The sequence below is a fragment of the Acinetobacter sp. GN11 genome, from assembly GCF_054823985.1.
Map to the genome: position 1 here is coordinate 1 of NZ_JRVL01000007.1, position 23,755 is coordinate 23,755.

The following is a 23,755-nucleotide window of genomic DNA, read 5'->3' on the forward strand; positions in this document are numbered from 1 at the left end:
TCATTTAACATAAAACCTCTTTTTCGAATTCAAAATTATTATAAAAGCTAATTCTTATCACAACAGATATTCTTGTAGTTCTTTTTCAATTGTTTCGCTAATCAACGTTGAATAGTCACTTTTCTTAGTATCTAAATGACGCATTAACCACACATCTTGTTTTAAAGTTTGCTCAGGCAGTATGGGTACTAAACCAGAAGCCTGTGCAACAAAACAAGGCAAAGCTGTAATTCCTTGTCCTTCAATGACTGCTCGTAGTTGCGAGTGCATGTTATCAAAAGACAAAGCAGGAACTGCATCTTGGGTGAGTTCACGCATCCATTGTGCTAAGAACGTATATTGAAGGCTTCTGTCCCAACCGATTATACGATGATTCAGTAAATCATTATCCGTTTCAGCATGCTCTGTGAAACTGGCAAGATAATCTTTACTACAATAAAGCCCATATTCTAGTTGGCCAAGGCGTCGAATAATGTAACGCCCGCTTTCTGGACGAACAAGTCGAAGAATAATGTCAGCTTCCCGTCGGGAAAAATCAACAGGAACGACACTTGTTGAGATTTCTAATTGTAAATCTGGGTGCTTTAGTTGCAATGCTGTTAGCTTTGATTGAAGCAACTGCTGCCCAATTAACTCAGGTAAAGCAATACGGAACAATGATTGTTGACCTTGATCGTTGTAACGTTCCATCGCTATTAAATGCTCTTCTGCTTTTTCAGCCAAAGAAAAAAAATGTTTTCCTACGTGGGTGAGTGTATAGCCATCACTGTCTCGGGAAAAAAGAATCGCATTGAGACTTTTCTCTAGTTCAGCAGCTCTGCGATGTACGGTAGAAACACTGATACCAAGCAATTTTGCACTGCGGCTCAACCCACCAGTTCGCCCAATAGCTAACAAAATTTTAGTATCGTCCCAGTTCATACCTTTCCATATTTAAAAAATGCGTTTGCAATAAAAACTATAGTATCCCCGATGTTTAGATTTATACAATTCAAACAATCACTACAGGAATTCAAAACTCATTATATAAGGCGACTATAAACCTTTTAGAGCTACGACATGCATTACTGCAATTAAATAAGATTTTCTGGTTATGGCGGGAGCTATTTTTGAGATCACAATATTAACAACATAGGAGTTCTGCCATGACGACCATTTATGTGGTTGATGCATTTACCACCAAACCAAATACAGGAAATCGAGCGGGGGTCGTTTTAGATGCTGACCATCTTACAACTCAAGAGATGCAAGATATTGCTGCATTCGCAGGGTATTCAGAAACTGCCTTTGTTTTGTCACCTAAAGATCAAAGACATGATATACATGTTCGATATTTTACCCCTACAAATGAAGTCCCGATCTGTGGACATGCGACGATCGCTACTCATTTTTTACGTGCAACTACAGGCCACCACTCAGACTACCCATTAATCGCAAAAACGGGGGCAGGTCATTTACCTGTTTCAATATTTGGAAGTCCAGAAGAGTTATTGGTGAAAATGACTCAAGGTCGCGTAGAGTTTTTACCACCTTTTAATGCGAGTCAACGGAGTGAACTTGCAAGCGCACTGGGTGTGAGTGAAAGTGATTTTGCAGACTTGCCAATACAAGTTGTCACGACGGGGCATTCCAAGGTGATGGTGCCAATGCTGAGCAGAAGTAAGCTTGATGGATTAACGCCGAACAATGAAAAATTGAAAGCTATGAGTGCTGAAATAGGTTGCAATGGTTTTTTCCCATTTGTCTTGGAAGGTAGTAAGCAAGAACCTATTACCTATGGCCGAATGTTCGCACCTGCAATCGGTATTAATGAAGATCCTGTAACTGGTAATGCAAATGGTCCAGCAGGAGCATACCTTGTTCATCACGATTTAATCGAATGTGACCAGAAAGTAACTTATTGGGGATATCAAGGTCTCGCAATACAAAGACCGGGGCGAGTTCTAGTGACAGTTGAGAAAATAGATTCAACATTACACGTCAGTATTGCAGGCCAAGCCGTTTTAGTTGGCTCAGTTTTGTACTCGGGAAAAGATTGATTATAGTTAAGAAATTCTGAGATTTTGAGTAATAAAAAAACCGCTATACATAGCGGTTTTTTATTTAGCAGATGCTTAAACTTACCAGCTTAACGCACCACCAGTTTGGTAGTCAGTTACGCGAGTTTCAAAGAAGTTTTTCTCTTTACGTAAGTCCATCATCTCAGACATCCACGCAAATGGATTAGTCACACCAGCAAATTGCTCTGGTAAACCTAACTGAGATAAACGGCGGTTACAGATGAATTTCAAATATTCTTCCATCATGCTTGCGTTCATACCCAATACACCACGTGGCATTGTGTCACGCGCATATTCGATTTCAAGCATTGTGCCTTCAACAATCATCTGAACCACTTCTTGTTGGAACTCAGCGCTCCAAAGGTGAGGGTTCTCAATCTTGATTTGGTTAATCATATCGATACCAAAGTTCAAGTGCATAGACTCATCACGCAAGATGTATTGGAATTGCTCAGCAACACCGTTCATCTTGTTACGACGACCCATACTCAAAATTTGAGTAAAGCCACAGTAGAAGAAGATCCCTTCAAGAACACAGTAGAATGCAATCAGGTTACGAAGTAAACGCTGGTCGTTTTCAGGTGTGCCTGTGTGGAAATTAGGGTCAGTTAAAGATTGAGTATATTTCAATCCCCACGCTGCTTTACGCGCAACAGATGGAACTTCACGGTACATGTTGAAGACTTCGCCTTCATCCATACCTAAAGATTCGATACAGTATTGGTAAGCGTGAGTGTGAATTGCTTCTTCAAATGCTTGACGCAAAATGTACTGACGGCATTCAGGGTTCGTAATGTGGCGGTAAATTGCCAATACTAGGTTGTTTGCAACCAAAGAGTCCGCAGTCGAGAAGAAACCTAAAGAACGCATAACAATCGTACGCTCATCTTCAGTTAAGCCATTTTCAGACTTCCAAAGCGCGATGTCTAGGTTCATGTTTACTTCTTGCGGCATCCAGTGGTTTGCACACCCGTCAAGATACTTCTGCCAAGCCCATTCATATTTAAATGGAACAAGCTGGTTCAAGTCTGCACGACAGTTAATCATTGCTTTGTCGTCAACTTGAACACGTTGCGCGCCCATTTCTAGCTCTTCAAGGCCAGGGGCAACATCTAAGTGTTCTAAGGCTGCAGAGGCTCTAGCCACCGTATCGGAGGCAACTGTTGGTCGCACGGAATGGGTTCCAGCGGATTGTGGAGCTGCCACGCTCTGCGATGATGACTGCGCAGCAGATACATTCTGCGAAGCAGACGTTTTTTCCGGTTGGATGGGCGCAGACTTGTGTTCAGGTGCAGCCGGTTTTTGCGAATCATCTTCAAAATCGTCCCAACTAAGGATAGACATTTTTGTTCTCTCTTCGTTGTGTATATCTATATTTGACATCTCTTAAACGAAGATGTCCCTACTATACGCTTTTAATGTGTAAACAAAATTAAGTTTTATTGATGCATGACCAAATTTTGTGCCTCTGGTCTCTACTCACTACAACTTATTTTGCTTACGCTGTTGCTTACGTATTGTGAAAAATGCGTAAATCAGTGGTATATAAAAGAAAAGAAAGGCAAAGATTAAAACTCCAACACCAAGCATATAGTTATGGCTGAGATGAGAAAGCATAATCTTTACCTCTTTTAAAATTGCTCTTTAGTGAAAAAGAGCAATTTTATTGAATGTTATTGGCAAGCTTCACAATCAGGGTTGTCGATTGAACAAGCCATTGGAACTGGAGCTGCTTGGGTAAAACCGTCTTCTTCAACAGCTTCTGGTTTTTTCGCTTCTACAACAGGGGCAGCAACCGGAGCCGCTTCAACAGTCGCAGGTTTAACTGCGTTTAAAGCGCCTGTGTTGATTGTAGATTTTTCAGCAGAAGTTGCGCCTAAAGCTCGGAGGTAATAAGTCGTCTTAAGACCACGTAACCATGCCATCTTGTAAGTGATGTCAAGTTTCTTACCGTTTGCACCAGCAATGTAAAGGTTAAGCGACTGAGCTTGATCAATCCACTTTTGACGGCGTGATGCAGCATCAACGATCCAGCGTGTATCTACTTCAAACGCAGTAGCAAAGATTGCTTTTAATTCTTCAGGAATACGAGCAATTTTTTGTACTGAACCTTCAAAGTGTTTCAAGTCATTAACCATCACTGTGTCCCAAAGACCGCGATCTTTTAATGCACGAACGAGGTAAGGGTTAATTACAGTGAACTCACCAGACAAGTTAGATTTCACATATAAGTTCTGGAATGTTGGCTCAATCGATTGAGAAACACCGCAAATGTTAGAGATGGTTGCAGTAGGAGCAATCGCCATCACGTTTGAGTTACGCATACCGTCTTTTTGAACTTTGGCACGTAATGTGTCCCAGTCTAAACGTTGAGTACGGTCAACTTCGAACATGCGTTCTGGACGAGATTTTGCAACAATTTCTAAAGAGTCGATTGGAAGGATACCTTGATCCCACAACGAACCTTTGAATGTTGAGTAAGCACCACGTTCAACAGCCAAGTTGCTTGAAGTTTCAATCGCGTAGTAGCTAATCACTTCCATTGATTCATCAGCAAAATCAATAGCAGCATCTGAACCGTAAGCGATGTTCATTTCATATAGAGCATCTTGGAAGCCCATGATACCCATACCCACTGGGCGGTGTTTCAAGTTCGAGTTTTTCGCTTGTGGCACAGCGTAGTAGTTAATGTCGATAACGTTATCGAGCATGCGTACAGCTGTTTTAATTGTGCGAGCTAACTTCTCACGGTCTAACACACCACCTTGAACGTGTTGAACAAGGTTGATCGAACCTAAGTTACATACTGCAATTTCGTCTTGATTTGTATTCAAGGTAATTTCAGTACATAAGTTAGATGAGTGAACTACACCAACATGTTGTTGTGGCGAACGTAAGTTACATACATCTTTGAACGTAATCCACGGGTGACCAGTTTCAAACAACATAGAAAGCATTTTGCGCCATAAGTCTTTAGCACGTACTTTCTTGTGTAGCATGTTAGTTTCTTTCGCTACAGACTCATAGTAAGCATAACGCTCAGCAAATTCAGCACCCGTTAAGTCGTGCAAGTCTGGAGTTTCAGAAGGAGTAAATAATGTCCAATCACCATCTTCAAATACACGTTGCATAAACAAATCTGGAACCCAGTTCGCAGTGTTCATGTCGTGTGTACGGCGACGGTCATCACCAGTGTTTTTACGAAGTTCTAAAAACTCTTCGATGTCTAAGTGCCAAGTTTCTAAGTATGCACACACGGCACCTTTACGCTTACCACCTTGGTTTACTGCAACAGCTGTATCGTTCGCAACTTTCAAGAATGGAACTACACCCTGAGACTTACCATTTGTACCCTTAATATAAGAGTTCAATGCGCGAACAGGTGTCCAGTCATTACCTAAACCGCCAGCCCATTTAGAAAGCATTGCGTTGTCACGCATTGCGCCATAAATGTCATAGAGATCATCGCCAATCGTTGTTAAGTAACAACTAGAAAGCTGTGGACGTAATGTACCTGAGTTAAACAGGGTAGGCGTAGAAGCCATGTAGTCGAAGCTAGACAATAAGTTATAGAACTCGATTGCACGTTCTTCTTTATTTTGCTCGTTTAACGTAAGACCCATCGACACACGCATAAAGAACAATTGCGGTAATTCGAAGCGAACGCCATTTGAGTGAATGAAGTAACGGTCAAATAAAGTCTGTAAACCTAAGTAGGTAAACTGATTAGAGCGTTCTGGCTGAATTGCTGCTGCTAATTTCTCTAAATCGAAATCAAGCAAGTCTGGTGAAAGCAAATCAAGCTCTACACCTTTTTTCAAAAAGGCTTCGAGTGCAGTGTTTTCAGGAGTATCTATAGGTAAGCCTAAGAATGCTAAACCTGTGCTCACTAATTCACTAGAAAGTAAACGTGCAGTCACGTAAGTATAGTTTGGTTCTTGTTCAATACGAGTACGTGTTGCCATCATCATCGTAGTGGCAATATCACTCTCTTTTACGCCGTTATATAAGTTCTTAACGGTTTCATCGACAATAGCCTGAACATCAATACCTTCCAAACCTTCAGCTGCTTTAGCAATCGTTGCTTGCAATGCACTTAAATCAAGTGGCTGAAGCTGACCGTTTGCATCGGTCACTTGTAACGTAGGATGGTGGTTTGAGTTCGTTTGCTGACGAGCAGTCGTACGTTGTTCACGGTAAATCACGTAAGCACGGGCAACTTTCTGTTCTCCGGTACGCATTAAAGCAAGTTCAACCTGATCTTGAATTTCTTCAATATGGATCGTACCGCCCGATGGTAAACGGCGAGTGAAAGTATTTAATACCATTTCCGTCAGTTGGGTAATACGGTCGTGAATACGGCTTGAATCCGAACTCTGTTGACCTTCCACAGCAAGAAAAGCTTTACCAATCGCAACAGAAATTTTCTCTGCATCAAATGCAGCAACATCTCCAGTGCGTTTGATCACTTGAATTTGACCGGGAGTCGAAGTAATTACGCTCATGCCAGCATAGCTCCATTGTCACTTTTGTTATGTTTATAGACCGTTTGAACCGAGCAAAAAGTATGCCACGATGTTTGAGGGATAAACACAAGACTTAGTAGTTAAAGTTTATTTTGAACACAAGATACGGGATTTTTCATAGCAGATCAATCTTGACTTTTTAGTAATTTTTTATCTGTATGATTTGATGGGAGATAGCATAGCAAAGCTATTAAAAAACGCTTATAGATAACTTTGTGGATAACTCAAAAAACAAGCACTTAAATACAATTAATGTAGGTAGAGAAATAATTTGTTTAATATTCATACATTGGAAATATGAATAGAATATGAAATTTAATAACAATAACTAAATGTTAAAAACACGAGAAAATTCAAAGGTTAATAAAATGCAACAAAACACGGTTGTCATGTATCAGTTTGGTGAACGCCTACTTGTTTACAATGTAAACGTGTGTATATTGCAAATGATAAACGAATGTATCTGCAAGATTTTTAAGATGCATGTAATGAGATTTATAGGGGCAATGATATGAGCCAAGAAGAAAAGTTACCAAAGATTCTGATCGTTGAAGACGACGAGCGTTTAGCACGATTAACTCAAGAGTATTTAATCCGCAACGGCTTGGAAGTTGGTGTAGAAACTGATGGTAACCGTGCAATTCGTCGTATTATTAGTGAACAACCAGACCTCGTGGTTTTGGATGTCATGTTGCCGGGTGCCGATGGCTTAACCGTTTGCCGTGAAGTTCGTCCACATTATCACCAACCGATTTTGATGTTGACTGCACGTACAGAAGATATGGATCAGGTACTTGGTCTTGAAATGGGTGCGGACGACTATGTCGCTAAACCAGTTCAACCGCGTGTGCTATTAGCCCGTATCCGTGCGTTATTACGTCGTACGGATAAAACTGTAGAAGACGAAGTTGCACAGCGTATCGAATTTGATGACCTTGTGATTGATAATGGCGGCCGTTCTGTAACCTTGCATGGTGAGCTTGTTGATTTCACTAGCGCAGAATATGACCTATTATGGTTGCTTGCATCAAATGCTGGTCGTATCTTATCGCGTGAAGATATCTTCGAACGTTTACGCGGTATCGAATACGATGGTCAGGACCGTTCAATCGATGTCCGTATTTCACGTATTCGTCCAAAAATTGGCGATGATCCTGAAAATCCAAAACGTATTAAAACAGTGCGTAGTAAAGGTTACTTGTTCGTTAAAGAAACCAATGGGTTATAAGGTCTGAATAAACTTCCTATAAGGTTGGTCGAGTGTTTAAACACAGCATATTCCTGCGAATCTATGCGGGACTGGTAATTCTTGTTGTTTTGGTTGCCGTTTTTGGTTATTTGCTTGTACAAATTATCAATTATCAACGGGCACAAGAATACCGTGAATCTTTAACTGATGGTATTTCCTATGTCATTAGTGAGGGAGTCGCTCGACAACCGGGGAAGCAACAGAAAATAGACTGGGTTTCAGATGCATCAGATTTATTGGAACTCCCAATTTATTACACTGATGCGAGCAAGGTCGAGTTATCTCGTACCGAGAAAAAACGAATCGAAGCTCAAAAGTCTGTTGTTCGCTACGATGCCAGTAATAGTATTGCGTATATTATTATTGGTTTGCGTGATGACCCTCAGCACTTTTTATCCATAAAAGTAGACAAAATTAGTGAGCGCCAAATGAAGGCTCTCCCTATTTTTGTACTTGATTATTTAATGTTTTATCCGGGGCAAGAACAAGAGTATCTTGCTAAGATTCAAAAACATTTCTCATATCCAATTAATATCTTCAATATTCAAGATATTAATCTAGACTCTGAGCAAATTGGTCGTTTACGCCAAGACCAAAGTGTCATGTTGTACAAAGATAGTGCAACAATGCGTGGCACAACCATTTCAATCGTATCTCCAATTCCAAATCATCCGACACAAGTTTTGGTTCTTGGTCCGGTTCCAATGTTTAACTGGATGCCTTTACAGCTTTCTGCTGGAATTACCTTATTTAGCCTATTCTTACTGAGTCTGGGTGTTTATGGTCTTATCTTGCCGTTAGAGCGTAAAATTCGCCAAGTTCGTTATGCGTTAAACCGCATGAAGTCAGGTGATTTGTCATTGCGTGTTCCTATTGAAGGAAGTGACGAAATGGCAAACTTGGCATCAAGTTATAACAATATGTCTGACCATATTCAGCGTTTAATTGAGGCTCAGCGCGAGTTGATGAGAGCTGTATCTCATGAGCTTAGAACGCCGGTTGCCCGTATTCGTTTTGGTACAGAGATGTTGGCAGAGGAGGACGATTACAATCATCGTATGCATCAGGTCGACATGATTGATAAAGATATTGAAGCGCTCAATACCTTAATTGATGAAATCATGACTTATGCAAAACTAGAGCAGGGTACACCTTCATTAGATTTTGCTGAAATTGCGCTATTTGATGTATTGGATCAGGTTGCGGTAGAAACCGAAGCTTTAAAAACGCAAAAAGAAATTGAACTTGTTGCTCCTCCTGTTTATTTAAAAGTAGATGCAGAGCGTCGTTATCTTCACCGTGTTGTTCAAAACTTGGTGGGTAATGCTGTTCGTTATTGCGATAATAAAGTTCGCATTACAGGTGGTGTTCACAGCGATGGCATGGCCTTTGTTTGTGTTGAAGATGATGGTGCTGGAATTCCTGAACAAGATCGTCAAAGAGTATTTGAAGCCTTTGCCCGTTTAGATGACAGTCGTACTCGTGCGTCAGGTGGTTATGGTTTAGGGTTGTCAATTGTAAGTCGTATTGCTTACTGGTTTGGTGGCGAAATTAAAGTAGATGAAAGTCCTACCTTAGGTGGAGCTCGCTTTATCATGACATGGCCTGCAAAACGCTTTAAACAACCTCCGTTGAAAACCAATAAAAAAGCACCTTCATAAAGGTGCTTTTTTATTGCATTCCTTATAATTGAGTTGCATCTGGTTCCAAAATGGGTTTTCCGCTTCTTAAGCTGGTTAACGCATCGGAATTAAAGTCGATCAGTAATGAATTGTTTTTTGCATCAATCTGGTATTTTTGAATAAGAGGTTGATCTCCATTAATCGTTTCTATTTTATATTCATCCGCAATATGCAAAATACCTTCTAGGTTCGTTGTGGTTGACGCAAAATCCTGTCTAAATATTTCATAGACATCTCGCAAGTCAAAAATTGCATTGTTCGCATCTGGATGTTTGTGAATATAGCTTTCTATATGTCGCACAAGTAACTGCGCAAACAAGTAGTAGTTTGGTTTATGCGTATATTCTAGAGTCATGCATTTTTCTCCTTATTATCTGTTATTAGCATACATGGCAAAACACAGGTTATTGTATAAAATTCATTACACTAGATGATTAAATGGAAACCTATAAAGATATAAAGACCCGATTACGCCCTTGGCGTTTTGCTTGATATAAAGCGTCATCTGCTTCTTTAAATAAATTTTCAATCGCTCTATGTGATGAAGGGGAATATAAACTTATACCAATACTGACTTGTATGAAAATTGGTAATTTCCCATAAATATAGATCGGTTGCTGACTAATTTTAATTCGTATTTGTTCTGCAAGGTCAAATGCGCTTTCTTTGGTGGTATCTGCAATGAAAATTGCAAATTCTTCACCGCCAAATCGTCCCAATAAATCATGAGGATGCAAAATATTTTGAATGGTGGTGACACAAGTTTGTAGAGCACGGTCACCTATTTGATGGCCATAGTTGTCATTAACTTGTTTGAAGTGGTCCACATCAAGCATGAAGAAGGCTGAGGTTTTATTTTCCTTGTGTACCTTTTCTTGAAGGAGTCTGACCGACTGCAAAAACTGGCGTCGAGTGAGACTCGATGTTAACTCGTCATGCGCAATGGCGTGTTGAAGCTTTTGAATTAATTCTGAATGTAAAACACTAATGCTAGAGACGGTAAGAGGTGCAATCGTCATCATGATTAAGCCAATACGAATTGACATGGTGTTGCTTAAATATTCGTTTGGATAAAGCAAAAGGTAATGTCCAGAGACATGATAGATAATATAGGCACTCGTAAAGGTCGTAATGAGTGCAACAATAATCGGTTTGTAGCGAATGGCACACCAAATGAGTGCAGCAATTGGGTAGAGCAGGGAACCTGGGCCTGAGTCATAATAGCTGGCCGCAATAGAAATGATGACAGCTATAAAGGGTAAAAGGTCAATCGCTTGTAAGCCACGATTTCTCGAAAAGTAATGTTTTACCTGACTGTATTGAGGTAGGTTCAATATGATTGGCAAAAGAAGTAAGGCGTTTTGTAGCTCTGAAGTGAACCAGTAACCGAATTCATCCCATAAATTACCAAGCATAAATTTGGTATTAAACATGGGCACAAAAGTTGCTGCAAACAATGCGCCTGCTACGCTTCCTACTCCGCATAAAGCAAATAAAAAAAGGTAAGAATAACCTCTGTAGGCTGCTTTAATATTCTGGTTGAAAAAAGTATAGAGTGCGAGGGTAGTCACAACATAAATAAAATTTGATGTTGTTAAAACGAGTGTGAGAACAAATGGAGTACCCTGAATTAGATCGGCAATCACATATCCTATATAGGCACCTAAAAATGCACTGAGTCGACGTGTGCGTGGAAAGCGAATGAGTAACCCGAGCAAAACAGAATTGGCAGGCCAAAAGAACGCGAGAAAACTTAAAGGACGCGATGCGATGCCAATAAAACAACATACCGTAATAATGAAGCCAAATAGGAGAAAAAATTTTAAAGAAGAGGAAAATGAAAATTCACGAAGTGAGTATGGCATCAGCTGCCCTTAATGATAAACACTCTTATCCAAGAGTAATAAAATATTATGCATGACTAAACATTCATCATAATTCAGAGGAGAAGCTGAATACAATAAAAAACAAACTAATATTATAAAAAAGTAAGTTATTAAAACTTAATGATGGATGAACTGTGTAATTATTCTAAAATTAAAAAATGAAAAAAATCATCATAAACAAAAAAACTATTAAATAAACCGATTATGTGCGGTGAAACCCCCCTTACAACCCATAGAAGAATAGTTTTACCAAGAAAATCATCCGAAAGACTAAGACGCTTCAACTAGCATGCGAAATTAGAAATCAGGTACAATTGGCGGGATTAATTTTGTGTTTGGTGTATTTGAAGGCCAATACATACATTCTTTGTTAAATAATAGGCCTGCCAGGAGTTATCCCCGCATGAGTGCCATTACTCCATACGACTGGGCGATTATCGCCTTCGTGATCGGCGTTACATTTCTTTGCGTCTTTATGCTCACAGTTCCCTTACTCCTCGGGGGGAAATCGTGGGGGCGTGCTAAGCAAGAGCAGTTTGAATCGGGTGTCGTGAGTGCTGGTGGCGCTCGCATTCGCCTGTCTGCAAAGTTCTATTTAGTTGCAATTTTCTTTGTTGTCTTCGACTTAGAGGCACTTTACCTCTATGCATGGTCTACTTCTGTGCGTGAAGTAGGGTGGTTGGGATATACCACTGTTGTGATCTTTGTCGTTGATTTATTGATTGCGCTTGTTTATGCCTTCTCTGTAGGTGCTTTAAGTTGGTCACCAGCAGATCGCCGTAAATCAGCAGGTGAGACGATTAAAATCGGTTCACCAACAATGAACATTGCTGAAATTACACGCTTTAACTCTATTGAAGAGCTCGTAACTGACCCTACAGGCCAGATTCCAGCTCAATCATCAGGTCGTGTTAAGTCAAAAACTACACCTGCATTGTCATCTGAAAAGGAGTAAGTCGGGATGAAATATACTCTGACCCGCGCGAATCCGGATGCTGACCAATACCCATTGCAAGAACGTCAAATCGTGACAGATCCACTAGAAGAGGAAGTGAATAAAAACGTATTCATGACTCGTTTAGAGGATGTCTTGCATACAGCAGTAAACTGGGGGCGTAAAAACTCCTTGTGGCCATTTAACTTTGGTACCTCATGTTGTTACGTTGAATATGCAACGACCTTAACAGGTGTGCATGACTTGTCACGTTTCGGCGCAGAGGTTATCCGTGCTTCACCTCGTCAAGCTGACTTGATGATTGTTGCAGGGACCTGTTTCGTAAAAATGGCACCAGTTATTCAGCGTCTATATGAACAGATGTTAGAGCCTAAATGGGTCATCTCGATGGGTGCTTGTGCAAACTCTGGAGGTATGTACGACATCTATTCAGTAGTTCAAGGTGTAGACAAAATTATTCCTGTTGACGTGTACGTCCCAGGTTGTCCACCTCGTCCTGAAGCATTAATTCAAGCTTTAATGCTTTTACAAGACCAGATTCAATTAGAGCGACGCCCGCTTTCTGCCGTGATCGGTGATGATCTTCAGCCAGTGTATAAGCCAAAGATGATGCCAGAACGTGACCGTAAGAATGCGCAGCGTATTGCCGTTAAAAACTTACGCTCTATGGATGAGATTAAATAATTTTTTGACGGTGCTTTGACATATCTAACCGATATGTTCATCGAGAAAATTGACAGAATTTGTATTAAATAGGAAGCCAAGCCAATGGCTGAAACTGACATTGCTATGCCAGAGTCAACACCAGTTGATTCACGCCCAGCATTTGCAATCGTAGAAGAACTCAAAACCAAATTTGGTGAGAACTTTTACGTGCAGGCGACTTTTGAAGAGTTTCCAACAGTCTGGGTTGAGCGCGCACGCGTGCAAGAAGTCCTTATGTTCCTACGTAAAGTGGAACGTCCATATGTAATGCTGTTTGACTTATCTGCGATGGATGAGCGTTTACGTGTTCATCGCGATGGTTTACCAGCATCTGACTTCACTGTGTTCTATCATTTATTATCGCTTGAGCGTAATAGTGACATTCGTATCAAGGTTGCCTTGAACGAAAATGATCTTAACCTTCCGACAGCGACCAATATCTGGCCAAATGCCAACTGGTATGAACGTGAAGCTTACGATATGTTCGGTATCAATTTCGAAGGGCATCCAATGCTCCGTCGTATTTTGTTGCCAACGTATTGGGAAGGTCATCCGTTACGTAAAGAATATTCAGCACGTGCGACGGAATATACGCCGTACATGCAAGACAAAGCGAAACAAGACTTTGAGCAAGAGCACTTACGCTTTGTGCCAGAAGACTGGGGTCTTAAGCGTGGTAACGCTGACGAAGACTTCATGTTCCTGAACTTGGGTCCTAACCATCCATCTGCACATGGTGCGTTCCGTGTTGTATTGCAGTTAGATGGCGAAGAAGTGAAGGACTGTGTTCCTGATATTGGTTATCACCACCGTGGTGTGGAAAAGATGGCTGAGCGTCAAACATGGCATTCTTTCATTCCTTATACTGACCGTGTTGACTATTTAGGTGGTTGTGCTCAAAACATGCCATATGTAATGGCTGTAGAGCAAATGGCAGGTATTAAAGTTCCTGAACGTGCTCAAGTGATTCGTGTCATGTTGAACGAATTGTTCCGTATTAATAACCACTTGTTGTTCTGTGGTACGGCAATTCAGGATGCCGGTGGTATGACACCAGTATTCTATATGTTCGCAGACCGTCAAAAAGTTTACGACATTGTTGAAGCAATCACGGGTTACCGTATGCATCCAGCATGGTTCCGTATTGGTGGTACAGCACACGATCTTCCAAACAACTGGCAAAAACTTGTTAAAGAATTGCTAGAGTGGATGCCTAAGCGCTTAAACGAATACTACACAGCAGCATTGAAAAACTCTGTGTTTATTGGTCGTACGCGTAACGTTGCACAATACGATGCCAAATCTGCACTCGCATGGGGTGTAACTGGTACTGGTTTACGTGCGACAGGTATTGATTTTGACGTTCGTAAATATCGTCCATACAGTGGCTATGAAAATTTCGATTTTGATGTGCCAGTTGAGTATGAAGGCGATGCATATGCACGTGTACTCGTTCACTTCCGTGAAATTACTGAGTCGTTAAAAATTATTCAACAGTGTTTGGATAACATGCCTTCTGGTCCATATAAAGCGGATCATCCATTGGCTGTTCCACCACCGAAAGATAAGACATTACAAGATATTGAAACCTTGATTACGCACTTCTTGAGCGTTTCATGGGGTCCTGTCATGCCAGCGGGCGAGTCATCATTTATGACTGAAGTGGTTAAAGGCGCAAGTACGTATTACTTGACTTCAGATAAATCGACGATGAGTTATCGTACTCGTATTCGTACACCGACCTTTACTCACTTACAGCAAATGCCTGCAGTGATTAACGGAAGTTTGGTATCTGACTTAATCATTTATCTGGCGACCATTGACGTGGTTATGGCTGACGTGGATCGCTAAGAGGTAACACATAATGATGATTTTGACTGATAAAAAGCCACGTGTGAATGTTGAAGGGATTTTGACTGCGGACGAAATTCACGATATCGAACATCACATTGGTCACTATCCATACCCTCGTGCAGCCTCTTTGGATGCATTGAAGTGTGTACAGCGCCGTAATGGTTGGGTAGATGACGCTCAAATGAATGCCATCGCACAGTTATTGTCGATGAGTGTTGCTGATTTGGAAGGTGTTGCAACATTTTACAACCGTATCTATCGTCAACCGGTAGGTCGTCACGTAATTTTGCTTTGTGACTCAATTGCTTGCTTCTTGATGGGTGCAGAAACACTTGCTGAAGCATTCCAGCGCGAATTAGGTATTCAGTTTGGTCAAACGACTGCAGATGGTCGTTTTACGCTGCTTCCAATTTGCTGCTTAGGCAACTGCGACAAAGGCCCAACTTTAATGATTGATGAAGATACTCACGGTTTAGTTGAAGTGACATCAGTCAAACAGTTATTGGAGAAGTATATATGAATACTGAACCAAAACCAATTTATGGCGACGGTAATCCAGAAACTCATCCACTAACTTGGCGTTTAAGTAAACGTGACGAAGTTCGTGGTGCTGATGATTACGAAGCACTTGAAGGCTATGCCGGCTTTAAAAAAGCATTAGGCATGAAACCTGCTGAAGTGTTAGACGTGATCAAAGCTGCAACCGTAAAAGGTCGTGGTGGTGCGGGTTTCCCAGCGGGTATTAAATGGTCATTAATGGCACCAAATGATGGTGGTCCACGTTATTTGATCTGTAATGCCGATGAAATGGAACCGGGTACCTTTAAAGACCGTTTGTTGATGGAAAAGCTTCCACATCAATTGATCGAAGGGATGTTAATTGCGGGTTATACCTTAGAGGCGACTCATGGTTATATCTTTATCCGTGGTGAATACATTGAGGCTGCTCAATATCTAAATGAAGCGTTAGAACAGATTCGTGCTAAAGGTTATTTAGGCGAAAACATTTTAGGTTCTGGCTGGAATTTTGACTTACATGTACATACGGGTGCAGGGCGTTATATCTGTGGTGAAGAAACTGCATTGATTAACTCGCTTGAAGGCCGTCGTGCTAACCCTCGTACTAAGCCACCGTTCCCGCAAGTTGCAGGAGCATGGGGCCGTCCAACAATTGTGAACAACGTTGAAACTTATAACAACTTGCCAGCAATTATGCTTCGTGGTCCAGAGTGGTATATCGGTTTATCAGCAGGTAAATCAAAAGACCCAGGCACTAAAATTTATGGTGCGTCAGGTAAAGTGAAATTCCCGGGTCTTTGGGAATTACCATTTGGTACAACTGCGCGTGAAGTGATTGAAGATCATGCTGGTGGTATGCGTGAGGGCTTAAAGCTTAAAGCATGGTTACCGGGTGGTGCTTCAACTGACTTTTTACCGGCTGATACCATTGATTTACCAATGGATGCAGACACGATTATGAAAGCAGGTTCTCGTTTGGGAACATGTTTATTAATGGTTGTAGATGAAACTCAATGCATGGTATCGCTCACTCGTAACCTAGAAGAGTTCTTTGCGCGTGAATCATGTGGTTTCTGTACACCATGTCGTGATGGTTTGCCATGGGCTGTTAAAGCGCTTAAAGCACTTGAAGCAGGCGAAGGTAAGAAAGAAGATATCGACCATTTACAAGAATTGACTCGTAAATTATGGATCGGTAAAACTTTCTGTGCCCACGCACCTGGTGCGATGGAGCCGCTTATGGGCGCACTCAAACATTTCCGTGGTGAGTTTGAAGCGAAAGTGACGACTCGTCCTGTCGTGCAAACCAGCAACGTAGAACAAGCTTAAGGAATTCGACTTATGGCTACAATTCATGTCGATGGAAAATCGTATGAAGTCAACGGCTCGGAAAACTTGCTACAAGCATGTTTGAGTCTGGGCATCGACATCCCATATTTTTGTTGGCATCCATCCTTAGGTTCGGTTGGTTCTTGCCGTCAATGTGCTGTTACGCAATATGCGAATCCAGAAGATACGCGTGGTCGTTTGGTCATGTCTTGCATGACACCAGCATCTGACAATACCTATATCTCAATTGAAGACAAAGAAGCAACGGATTTCCGTGCATCTATTGTTGAATTTTTGATGACGAATCACCCGCACGACTGTCCAGTCTGTGAAGAGGGTGGTCACTGTCATTTACAAGACATGACAGTGATGACAGGTCATGACCGTCGTCGTTACCGTTTTACAAAACGTACGCATTACAACCAAGAACTTGGCTCATTCATTGCACATGAAATGAACCGCTGTATTGCTTGTTACCGTTGTGTTCGTTACTACAAAGATTATGCGGGTGGTACAGACTTTGGTGTGTATGCCAATGCATCTCGCGTTTACTTTGGTCGTCCAGAATCAGGTACTTTAGAATCTGAATTCTCGGGTAACTTGACTGAAGTATGTCCAACAGGTGTATTCACTGATAAGACTCATTCAGAGCGTTATAACCGTAAATGGGACATGCAGTATGCACCAAGCGTGTGTCAAGGCTGTTCTTCTGGTTGTAACATTTCTCCGGGTGAACGTTATGGTGAAATCCGTCGCGTAGAAAACCGTTTTAATGGTTCGGTTAACCAGTACTTCCTTTGTGATAAAGGTCGTTTTGGCACAGGTTATGTAAACCGTGCAGACCGTCCACGTCAGCCTCAGTTCCGTAACGGTGAAACTGTTGCAACTGTTTCTGTCGATCAAGCTTTAGATCAAACGATTGCAAAGCTTCAAGGCAAAAAAGTCTTGGGTATTGGTTCTCCACGCGCAAGCTTGGAATCGAACTATGCATTACGTGAGCTTGTAGGTCAGGCAAATTACTCAACTGGTGTTGCACAAAAAGAGCAAAAACTTGTTGAACTTGCTGCATCTATCATGCAAACCGAGGGTATTTACAACCCGAACATGCGTGAAATTGAAAGCTACGATGCTGTTCTGATTTTAGGTGAAGACCTGACTCAAACTGCACCACGTATGGCCTTGTCTGTTCGCCAAGCTGCGAAAAACAAAGCTCGTGAAATGGCTGCGAAAACACGTACTCCAGATTGGTTGGCTGAACCTGTACAACGTATTGGTCAAGAAGCAAAATCTCCGATCTATATCTTGGCTGCAACTCAAACTCGTCTTGCCGACGTTGCAACTGGTGAAGTTGTTGCTTCTCCAAATGATATTGCACGTTTAGGCTTTGCCGTAGCAGCAGCAGTGAAAGGTGATGTATTAACTGGTTTAGATGACGATGCAAAAGCATTCGCTCAAACCATTGCTGACACTTTAAAAACAGCAAATAAACCATTAATCATTGCGGGCACAAGTTTGCAAGATGCTTCTATTATGGAAGCTGCGGCTGAGTTGACTCAGAACTTAGGTTCTAAAGCTGGTTTAAGTCTTGTGGTTCCTGAAGTGAACTCTATGGGCTTGGCATTGTTTGGTGGCTTAAGCCTTGAACAAGCATTTGCTCAAGACTACGACACACTTGTTATTGTTGAAAATGACTTGTTCCGTCGCTTACCTGCTGCTCAAGTAAAAGCTGCACTAGATAAAGCTGAAACAGTAATCGTGCTTGATCACAGTGAAACTGAAACTGTGAAACAGGCTGATATCGTTCTTTCAGCAGCAAGCTTTGCGGAAGGTGACGGTACTGTTGTAAGCCAAGAAGGTCGTGCACAGCGCTTCTATCAAGTTTACGATCCAAGTTACTACAAGCCTGAATATGCAATTAAAGAATCATGGCGCTGGTTACATGCCATTGAAACTGGCATTAAAGGTAAAGCTGTAGATTGGACATTGCTTGATGATGTGATTGAAAGCATCGTGAAAAATGTACCAGTACTTGAAGCAATTCAAGATGTGGCACCTGATGCAGGTTACCGTGTACATGGTTTGAAAATTGCGCGTGAACCACGTCGTTATTCAGGTCGTACAGCAATGCGTGCGCCGTTATCGGTTCATGAACCGAAACAGCCTACAGATCTAGATTCAGCATTAACATTCTCAATGGAAGGTTATGTTGGTCCTCAAAAAGCATCATCATTAGTACCATTTGCATGGGCTCCGGGCTGGAACTCTCCACAATCTTGGAATAAATACCAAGATGAAGTGGGTGGTCACTTAAAAGGCGGTGATTCTGGTGTTCGTTTATTCGATCGCTTGGCAAAACGCCCTGCACGTAGCTATGTTGCTCCAGTGCCTGTAGTTGCAAACCCTGAAAGCTTCCGCTTAGTACCAATGCATCATATTTTTGGTTCTGGTGAATTCACTATTAAAACACCAGCAATGGAAACTCGTATTCCAGAAGCTATGTTTGCAGTGGGCGAACAAGATGCAACTCGTTTGAACCTTCAAGAAGGTCAACGCATTACTGTAAAAGCAGGTGAAACCAGTGTGAGCTTGCCTGTACAAGTAATTGAATATTTACCTACAGGTTATATTGGTTACCCAGTTGGTTTAGCACCAATGGTGTCACTAGCTGAGCCTGTTTCAGTGGCTTTAGGAGTGTAATTCATGAATCAAGAAATTATACGTCAAACGCCACTTTGGGCTGAGAACTGGCCAATCGCCTACGCTGTAGTTCAAGCAGTTGTGATTTTGCTTGTTGTTGTTTTAGTTGCAGCGTTGATGTCTTTCATTGAACGTCGTTTGCTTGCTTTGTGGCAAGACCGTTATGGTCCAAACCGTGTTGGTCCTGGTGGTATGTTCCAGATCGTTGCCGACATGCTCAAGATCATGTTCAAAGAAGACTGGACACCAAAATTTGCTGACAAGCTTACATTCCGTTTAGCGCCAGCTGTTGCCATGGCAACAGCTGTTCTTTCATTCATGGTTATCCCGGTGAGTCCTTCACTGGGTGTTGCCGACATGAGTATCGGTTTGTTGTTCTTCATGGCAATGGCTGGTATTGCAGTTTATGCAGTATTGTTTGGTGGTTGGGCTTCAAATAACAAATACTCATTGCTTGGTGGTTTACGTTCAGCTGCTCAAACCATTTCTTATGAAGTGTTCTTGGGTATCTCATTGATGGGTGTGGTTGCAATTGCAGGCTCATTTAACCTTCGTGAAATTGTTGAAGCGCAACGCGATGTTTGGTTCGTCATTCCACAATTCTTAGGTTTCTTGATTTTTGTGGTTGCTGGTGTTGCGGTAACTCACCGTCATCCATTTGACCAACCAGAAGCAGAACAAGAATTGGCTGAAGGTTACCATGTTGAATATGGTGGTATGAAATGGGGTATGTTCTTCGTTGCTGAATATGTCAACGTGGTACTTATTTCTGCATTGATCGTAACTTTATTCTTCGGTGGCTGGTTAGCACCATTCAATTTAGAAATTCCATTTGTTCCGCCAGTATTCTGGTTTGTGATTAAAACAGCATTCTTTGTAATGATGTTCGTTTTGGCTCGTGGTTCTTTAATGCGTCCACGTTATGACCAAGTCATGAACTTTGGTTGGAAAATTTGTTTGCCATTGGCGTTGGTCAACTTGTTAGTGACTGGTGCTGTGATTCTGATGAATCAGGCCTAGGACAGCAGGGAGTACAAAATGTATAAATTTCTAGCTGGATTCGGATCGATTGTACGTTCGTTGTTTATGGTATTTAGCCATGTAACACGTAAACGTGACACGATTTTATATCCAGAAGTACCGGCTGAACAGATTGTGCCGCCACGCTTTCGTGGTCGTATTGTGTTGACGCGTGACCCAGATGGGGAAGAGCGTTGTGTGGCATGTAACCTATGTGCGGTTGCGTGTCCAGTTGGCTGTATCTCATTGCAAAAAGCAGAAAAAGAAGATGGACGTTGGTATCCGGAATTTTTCCGCATCAACTTTTCACGCTGTATTTTTTGCGGTATGTGTGAAGAAGCTTGTCCAACAACTGCGATTCAGATGACACCAGATTTCGAGCTTGGTGAATATGTACGTCAAGACCTTGTTTATGAGAAAGAAAACTTACTCATTTCAGGTCCGGGAAAATATCCAGACTACAACTTCTACCGTGTAACGGGTATGGCGATTAACGGTAAAGAGAAAGGTCAAGCACAAAAAGAAAGTGCACCAATCGATGTACGGAGTCTATTACCATGATGTGGCCGTTTTATTTGATGGCACTCGTGGCCATCGTTTCTACGGTTCGTGTAGTGACTAACACGAACCCTGTACACGCTTTGCTTAGTCTCATTGTTTCATTGCTTGCTGTTGCTGGTATTTTCATGATCGTGGGGGCGCCTTTTGCAGGTGCTCTTGAAATCATCGTCTATGCCGGAGCAATTATGGTTCTGTTCGTATTCGTTGTGATGATGCTCAACTTAGGTCAACACACCGTTGAACAAGAACGTAAATGGCTTTCTTCAGATGCTTGGGCATATCCAGCCCTCATGAGTTTCTTACTCGGCTTGCTTTTAGTTTGGATGCTTGGTGGTGAATACACCACTATTTCAGCACCACTTGGGGCACAAGTGATTGGACCAAAATTAGTTGGTCAAGCACTCTTTACTCACTATTTACTATTGGTTGAAGTTGCCGCGATGTTATTGCTAGCAGCCCTTGTTGCAGCATACCACTTAGGTAAACGTGAACCAGGTGCAGAAGAGGAAAAAGAATAATGGGCCAGATTCCTTTAGAACATGGTTTGATTGTTGCAACCATCCTTTTTGCACTCGGTTTTTACGGTGTAATGGTTCGACGCAACCTATTATTTATGTTAATGAGCCTTGAAGTGATGATGAATGCTGCTGCATTGGCATTTGTTCTTGCGGGTAGCGTATGGGCACAACCAGATGGACAAGTGATGTTCATTCTGATTTTGACCCTTGCAGCAGCAGAGGCATGTATCGGTCTTGCGATTGTCCTTCAGTTCTATCATCGCTTCCATCATTTGGATGTGGATGCTGCTAGTGAGATGCGCGGATGAGTTATTTATATCTAACAATATTATTTCCGCTAATCGGTTTTATTTTATTGGCGGCGGGACGAGACAAACTCTCTGAAAATGTTGCAGCAATTATTGGTGTAGGTTCTGTAGGTTTATCTGCATTATTTGCATTGATTGCTGGAATGGCATTTACCACAAGTGGTCAGCAAGTTTTTGTTCAAAATCTGTGGACATGGTTCAATGTTGGCGGTTTTGCACCGGGCATTAGCTTACATTTAGATGGCTTATCTTTACTCATGATGGGCATGGTGACAGGTGTTGGTTTCTTAATCCATATCTTTGCATCATGGTACATGCGCGGTGAAGAAGGTTATGCGCGTTTCTTCTCTTATTTCAACCTGTTTGTTGCCAGCATGCTTGTGCTTGTATTGGGCGACAACTTGGCGTTGTTATTCTTAGGTTGGGAAGGCGTAGGTCTTTGCTCTTATTTGCTTATCGGTTTCTATTATGCAAACCCTGCAAATGGTTGGGCTGCGATCAAAGCATTTACAGTTACCCGCGTAGGTGACGTATTCTTACTTATCGCTTTATTCTTGCTTTACCAACAATTTGGTACGCTGAATACTCAGTACATCGTTGAACACGCAGCAGAAGTAATGACGAAGAGCTCGTCACTTACGATCTGGACTGCATTAATGTTGTTCTTGGGTGCGGCTGGTAAATCTGCGCAAATTCCATTGCAAACATGGTTGGCAGATGCAATGGCAGGTCCAACACCTGTTTCTGCATTAATCCACGCTGCAACAATGGTAACGGCTGGTGTGTACTTATGCTGCCGTCTATTCAGCGTATTTGAACTTGCGCCTGAAGTGATGCAATTCATTTCGGTAACAGGTGCTGTGACTTTGTTAGTTGCAGGTTTTGCTGCACTCGTTCAAACAGATATCAAACGTATCTTGGCTTACTCAACAATGAGTCAGTTGGGTTATATGTTTATGGCTGTAGGTGCGGAAGCGTATCAAGCTGGCTTGTTCCATATGTTGGCTCACGCATTCTTTAAGGCATTATTATTCTTGTCTTCTGGTGCGGTGATTCTGGCTTACCACCACGAGCAAAACATCTTCAAAATGGGTGGCTTGTTCAAACGTAACAAATTCCTGTTTGCTTGTTTTGCGATTGGTGGCGGTGCATTAGCAGCGATTCCATTCTTGACAATCGGCTTCTTCTCTAAAGATGCGATTCTTGGTGAAGTTTGGGTACAAGGTCAATCAGTTGCTCTATATCACACCTTATATTGGGTGGGTGTAGCAGGCGCATTCCTGACTTCAATCTATACATTCCGTTTAATCTGGGTTGTATTCTTTGGTCAAGAAAACACGCCTTACCATGAAATTAAAGGCGCAACTTACTGGGCTCCATTGGGCATTTTAGCTGTACTGTCTACTTTTGTGGGTGCCGTATTAAAAGCACCTGTAGCTGGTATTCTTAATACTGCAAAAATTCCTGAATTCCATGTGGCTGAACAATTTGTAGAAGGCATGCATGGGGCAGAGCATTTAGCAGTAGGCATTGCGCTAGTTGGTCTAGTTGTTGGTATAGCATTATTTACATTTGCTTATGGTGCAGTGAAATCATTTGCTCAAACAAGTTTGGGTGCAGGTCTGGCGCATATTTGCCGTACTGCTTTTGGTTTTGATGCATTGTATGACATCGTTTTTGTTAAACCTTATTTATTCTTCGCCAAAATCTTTGGCCGTGATCCGATTGACAGTTTGTGGCTAGTTCTTCCTGCACTTGTGAAAGGCGGAAATAGTTTTACAAGCTCACGTCAAACCGGTTCATTGCGTGAATACGCATCAAGTATGTCACTCGGTGTAGTGGTGTTATTGATGATCTTGATCGTTATTCAGGTAGTGGGGAAATAA

Annotated in this window: 21 protein-coding genes; 15 read left to right on the forward strand and 6 right to left on the reverse strand. The window is 41.8% G+C overall.

All coding sequences use genetic code 11. From position 1 onward, the window contains the following. Positions 1–57: 57 nt before the first annotated feature. On the reverse strand, positions 58–921 hold the full coding sequence (locus NL42_RS00790) for a LysR family transcriptional regulator (RefSeq protein WP_461311426.1): 864 nt from the start codon (positions 919–921) through the stop codon (positions 58–60). Between the two features lie 224 nt (positions 922–1,145). On the opposite strand from NL42_RS00790, the gene NL42_RS00795 reads away from it, so the two are divergent. Then, entirely contained in the window at positions 1,146–2,039 is an 894-nt protein-coding gene (locus NL42_RS00795; RefSeq protein ID WP_461311427.1) for a PhzF family isomerase, read from the forward strand. An 81-nt stretch (positions 2,040–2,120) separates the two neighbouring features. Here NL42_RS00795 and NL42_RS00800 read toward each other — a convergent pair whose 3' ends face one another. The 3 genes from NL42_RS00800 to NL42_RS00810 all read right to left on the reverse strand — a co-directional run bounded on the left by NL42_RS00800 (position 2,121) and on the right by NL42_RS00810 (position 6,565). Continuing rightward, complete coding sequence (locus tag NL42_RS00800) at positions 2,121–3,404, reverse strand: ribonucleotide-diphosphate reductase subunit beta (RefSeq protein WP_336169196.1); 1,284 nt, start codon at positions 3,402–3,404, stop codon at positions 2,121–2,123. Between the two features lie 138 nt (positions 3,405–3,542). Next, entirely contained in the window at positions 3,543–3,677 is a 135-nt protein-coding gene (locus NL42_RS00805; protein ID WP_016139143.1) for a hypothetical protein, read from the reverse strand. 56 nt (positions 3,678–3,733) lie between these two features. After that, positions 3,734–6,565, reverse strand: coding sequence for a ribonucleoside-diphosphate reductase subunit alpha (locus NL42_RS00810; RefSeq protein ID WP_461311428.1), 2,832 nt, complete (start codon positions 6,563–6,565; stop codon positions 3,734–3,736). A gap of 353 nt (positions 6,566–6,918) precedes the next feature. On the opposite strand from NL42_RS00810, the gene NL42_RS00815 reads away from it, so the two are divergent. From NL42_RS00815 to bfmS, 3 genes are read left to right on the forward strand one after another with little or no spacing between them, the layout of a single operon-like run. Beyond that, positions 6,919–7,101, forward strand: coding sequence for a hypothetical protein (locus NL42_RS00815; protein WP_034679197.1), 183 nt, complete (start codon positions 6,919–6,921; stop codon positions 7,099–7,101). Further along, on the forward strand, positions 7,098–7,814 hold the full coding sequence (gene bfmR, locus NL42_RS00820; RefSeq protein ID WP_003653488.1) for a response regulator transcription factor BfmR: 717 nt from the start codon (positions 7,098–7,100) through the stop codon (positions 7,812–7,814). The genes NL42_RS00815 and bfmR overlap by 4 nt, the downstream gene beginning before the upstream one ends. A 32-nt stretch (positions 7,815–7,846) precedes the next feature. Beyond that, positions 7,847–9,496 (forward strand): sensor histidine kinase BfmS, encoded by a 1,650-nt coding sequence (gene bfmS, locus NL42_RS00825; RefSeq protein WP_461311429.1) that lies wholly within the window; start codon positions 7,847–7,849, stop codon positions 9,494–9,496. Positions 9,497–9,518: 22 nt separating this feature from the next. Here the strand turns inward: bfmS and NL42_RS00830 are convergent, their stop codons facing one another. Together NL42_RS00830 and NL42_RS00835 are read right to left on the reverse strand one after the other, a co-directional pair. Continuing rightward, positions 9,519–9,872: a hypothetical protein gene (locus NL42_RS00830; RefSeq protein ID WP_016139140.1), complete on the reverse strand. Its 354-nt coding sequence runs from the start codon at positions 9,870–9,872 to the stop codon at positions 9,519–9,521. A 91-nt stretch (positions 9,873–9,963) separates the two neighbouring features. Beyond that, a complete protein-coding gene (locus NL42_RS00835) occupies positions 9,964–11,382 on the reverse strand; it encodes a sensor domain-containing diguanylate cyclase (RefSeq protein ID WP_461311430.1) in 1,419 nt (472 codons plus the stop codon). A 424-nt stretch (positions 11,383–11,806) separates the two neighbouring features. Between NL42_RS00835 and ndhC the strand changes: the two genes are divergently transcribed. From ndhC to nuoL, 11 genes are all read left to right on the forward strand, one after another. Then, the gene (ndhC, locus tag NL42_RS00840; protein ID WP_016139138.1) at positions 11,807–12,358 is read left to right on the forward strand and encodes an NADH-quinone oxidoreductase subunit A; all 552 of its coding nucleotides are present in this window, start codon (positions 11,807–11,809) and stop codon (positions 12,356–12,358) included. 6 nt (positions 12,359–12,364) lie between these two features. Further along, complete coding sequence (locus NL42_RS00845) at positions 12,365–13,042, forward strand: NuoB/complex I 20 kDa subunit family protein (protein WP_002050353.1); 678 nt, start codon at positions 12,365–12,367, stop codon at positions 13,040–13,042. An 84-nt stretch (positions 13,043–13,126) separates the two neighbouring features. Further along, the gene (gene nuoC / locus NL42_RS00850; RefSeq protein ID WP_016139137.1) at positions 13,127–14,914 is read left to right on the forward strand and encodes an NADH-quinone oxidoreductase subunit C/D; all 1,788 of its coding nucleotides are present in this window, start codon (positions 13,127–13,129) and stop codon (positions 14,912–14,914) included. A gap of 13 nt (positions 14,915–14,927) precedes the next feature. Next, a complete protein-coding gene (nuoE, locus tag NL42_RS00855; RefSeq protein ID WP_461311431.1) occupies positions 14,928–15,437 on the forward strand; it encodes an NADH-quinone oxidoreductase subunit NuoE in 510 nt (169 codons plus the stop codon). Further along, on the forward strand, positions 15,434–16,765 hold the full coding sequence (gene nuoF, locus NL42_RS00860; RefSeq protein WP_461311432.1) for an NADH-quinone oxidoreductase subunit NuoF: 1,332 nt from the start codon (positions 15,434–15,436) through the stop codon (positions 16,763–16,765). The genes nuoE and nuoF overlap by 4 nt, the downstream gene beginning before the upstream one ends. Positions 16,766–16,777: 12 nt before the next feature. Next, positions 16,778–19,462, forward strand: coding sequence for an NADH-quinone oxidoreductase subunit NuoG (gene nuoG, locus NL42_RS00865; protein WP_461311433.1), 2,685 nt, complete (start codon positions 16,778–16,780; stop codon positions 19,460–19,462). Positions 19,463–19,465: 3 nt separating this feature from the next. Next, complete coding sequence (gene nuoH / locus NL42_RS00870) at positions 19,466–20,482, forward strand: NADH-quinone oxidoreductase subunit NuoH (RefSeq protein WP_003653472.1); 1,017 nt, start codon at positions 19,466–19,468, stop codon at positions 20,480–20,482. Between the two features lie 18 nt (positions 20,483–20,500). Continuing rightward, positions 20,501–21,043 (forward strand): NADH-quinone oxidoreductase subunit NuoI, encoded by a 543-nt coding sequence (nuoI, locus tag NL42_RS00875; RefSeq protein ID WP_016139133.1) that lies wholly within the window; start codon positions 20,501–20,503, stop codon positions 21,041–21,043. Beyond that, on the forward strand, positions 21,043–21,561 hold the full coding sequence (gene nuoJ, locus NL42_RS00880) for an NADH-quinone oxidoreductase subunit J (RefSeq protein ID WP_171068139.1): 519 nt from the start codon (positions 21,043–21,045) through the stop codon (positions 21,559–21,561). The genes nuoI and nuoJ overlap by 1 nt, the downstream gene beginning before the upstream one ends. Then, the gene (gene nuoK / locus NL42_RS00885; RefSeq protein ID WP_003653467.1) at positions 21,561–21,869 is read left to right on the forward strand and encodes an NADH-quinone oxidoreductase subunit NuoK; all 309 of its coding nucleotides are present in this window, start codon (positions 21,561–21,563) and stop codon (positions 21,867–21,869) included. Before nuoJ ends, nuoK begins: the two co-directional genes overlap by 1 nt. Further along, on the forward strand, positions 21,866–23,755 hold the full coding sequence (gene nuoL, locus NL42_RS00890) for an NADH-quinone oxidoreductase subunit L (RefSeq protein WP_151799274.1): 1,890 nt from the start codon (positions 21,866–21,868) through the stop codon (positions 23,753–23,755). The genes nuoK and nuoL overlap by 4 nt, the downstream gene beginning before the upstream one ends.

Coding starts and splice junctions, on each gene's coding strand:
- NL42_RS00790 (WP_461311426.1), bottom strand. CDS start 921: ATGAACTGGGACGATACTAAAATTTTGTTAGCTATTGGGCGAACTGGT.
- NL42_RS00795 (WP_461311427.1), top strand. CDS start 1,146: ATGACGACCATTTATGTGGTTGATGCATTTACCACCAAACCAAATACA.
- NL42_RS00800 (WP_336169196.1), bottom strand. CDS start 3,404: ATGTCTATCCTTAGTTGGGACGATTTTGAAGATGATTCGCAAAAACCG.
- NL42_RS00805 (WP_016139143.1), bottom strand. CDS start 3,677: ATGCTTTCTCATCTCAGCCATAACTATATGCTTGGTGTTGGAGTTTTA.
- NL42_RS00810 (WP_461311428.1), bottom strand. CDS start 6,565: ATGAGCGTAATTACTTCGACTCCCGGTCAAATTCAAGTGATCAAACGC.
- NL42_RS00815 (WP_034679197.1), top strand. CDS start 6,919: ATGTTAAAAACACGAGAAAATTCAAAGGTTAATAAAATGCAACAAAAC.
- bfmR (WP_003653488.1), top strand. CDS start 7,098: ATGAGCCAAGAAGAAAAGTTACCAAAGATTCTGATCGTTGAAGACGAC.
- NL42_RS00830 (WP_016139140.1), bottom strand. CDS start 9,872: ATGACTCTAGAATATACGCATAAACCAAACTACTACTTGTTTGCGCAG.
- NL42_RS00835 (WP_461311430.1), bottom strand. CDS start 11,382: ATGCCATACTCACTTCGTGAATTTTCATTTTCCTCTTCTTTAAAATTT.
- ndhC (WP_016139138.1), top strand. CDS start 11,807: ATGAGTGCCATTACTCCATACGACTGGGCGATTATCGCCTTCGTGATC.
- NL42_RS00845 (WP_002050353.1), top strand. CDS start 12,365: ATGAAATATACTCTGACCCGCGCGAATCCGGATGCTGACCAATACCCA.
- nuoC (WP_016139137.1), top strand. CDS start 13,127: ATGGCTGAAACTGACATTGCTATGCCAGAGTCAACACCAGTTGATTCA.
- nuoE (WP_461311431.1), top strand. CDS start 14,928: ATGATGATTTTGACTGATAAAAAGCCACGTGTGAATGTTGAAGGGATT.
- nuoF (WP_461311432.1), top strand. CDS start 15,434: ATGAATACTGAACCAAAACCAATTTATGGCGACGGTAATCCAGAAACT.
- nuoG (WP_461311433.1), top strand. CDS start 16,778: ATGGCTACAATTCATGTCGATGGAAAATCGTATGAAGTCAACGGCTCG.
- nuoH (WP_003653472.1), top strand. CDS start 19,466: ATGAATCAAGAAATTATACGTCAAACGCCACTTTGGGCTGAGAACTGG.
- nuoI (WP_016139133.1), top strand. CDS start 20,501: ATGTATAAATTTCTAGCTGGATTCGGATCGATTGTACGTTCGTTGTTT.
- nuoJ (WP_171068139.1), top strand. CDS start 21,043: ATGTGGCCGTTTTATTTGATGGCACTCGTGGCCATCGTTTCTACGGTT.
- nuoK (WP_003653467.1), top strand. CDS start 21,561: ATGGGCCAGATTCCTTTAGAACATGGTTTGATTGTTGCAACCATCCTT.
- nuoL (WP_151799274.1), top strand. CDS start 21,866: ATGAGTTATTTATATCTAACAATATTATTTCCGCTAATCGGTTTTATT.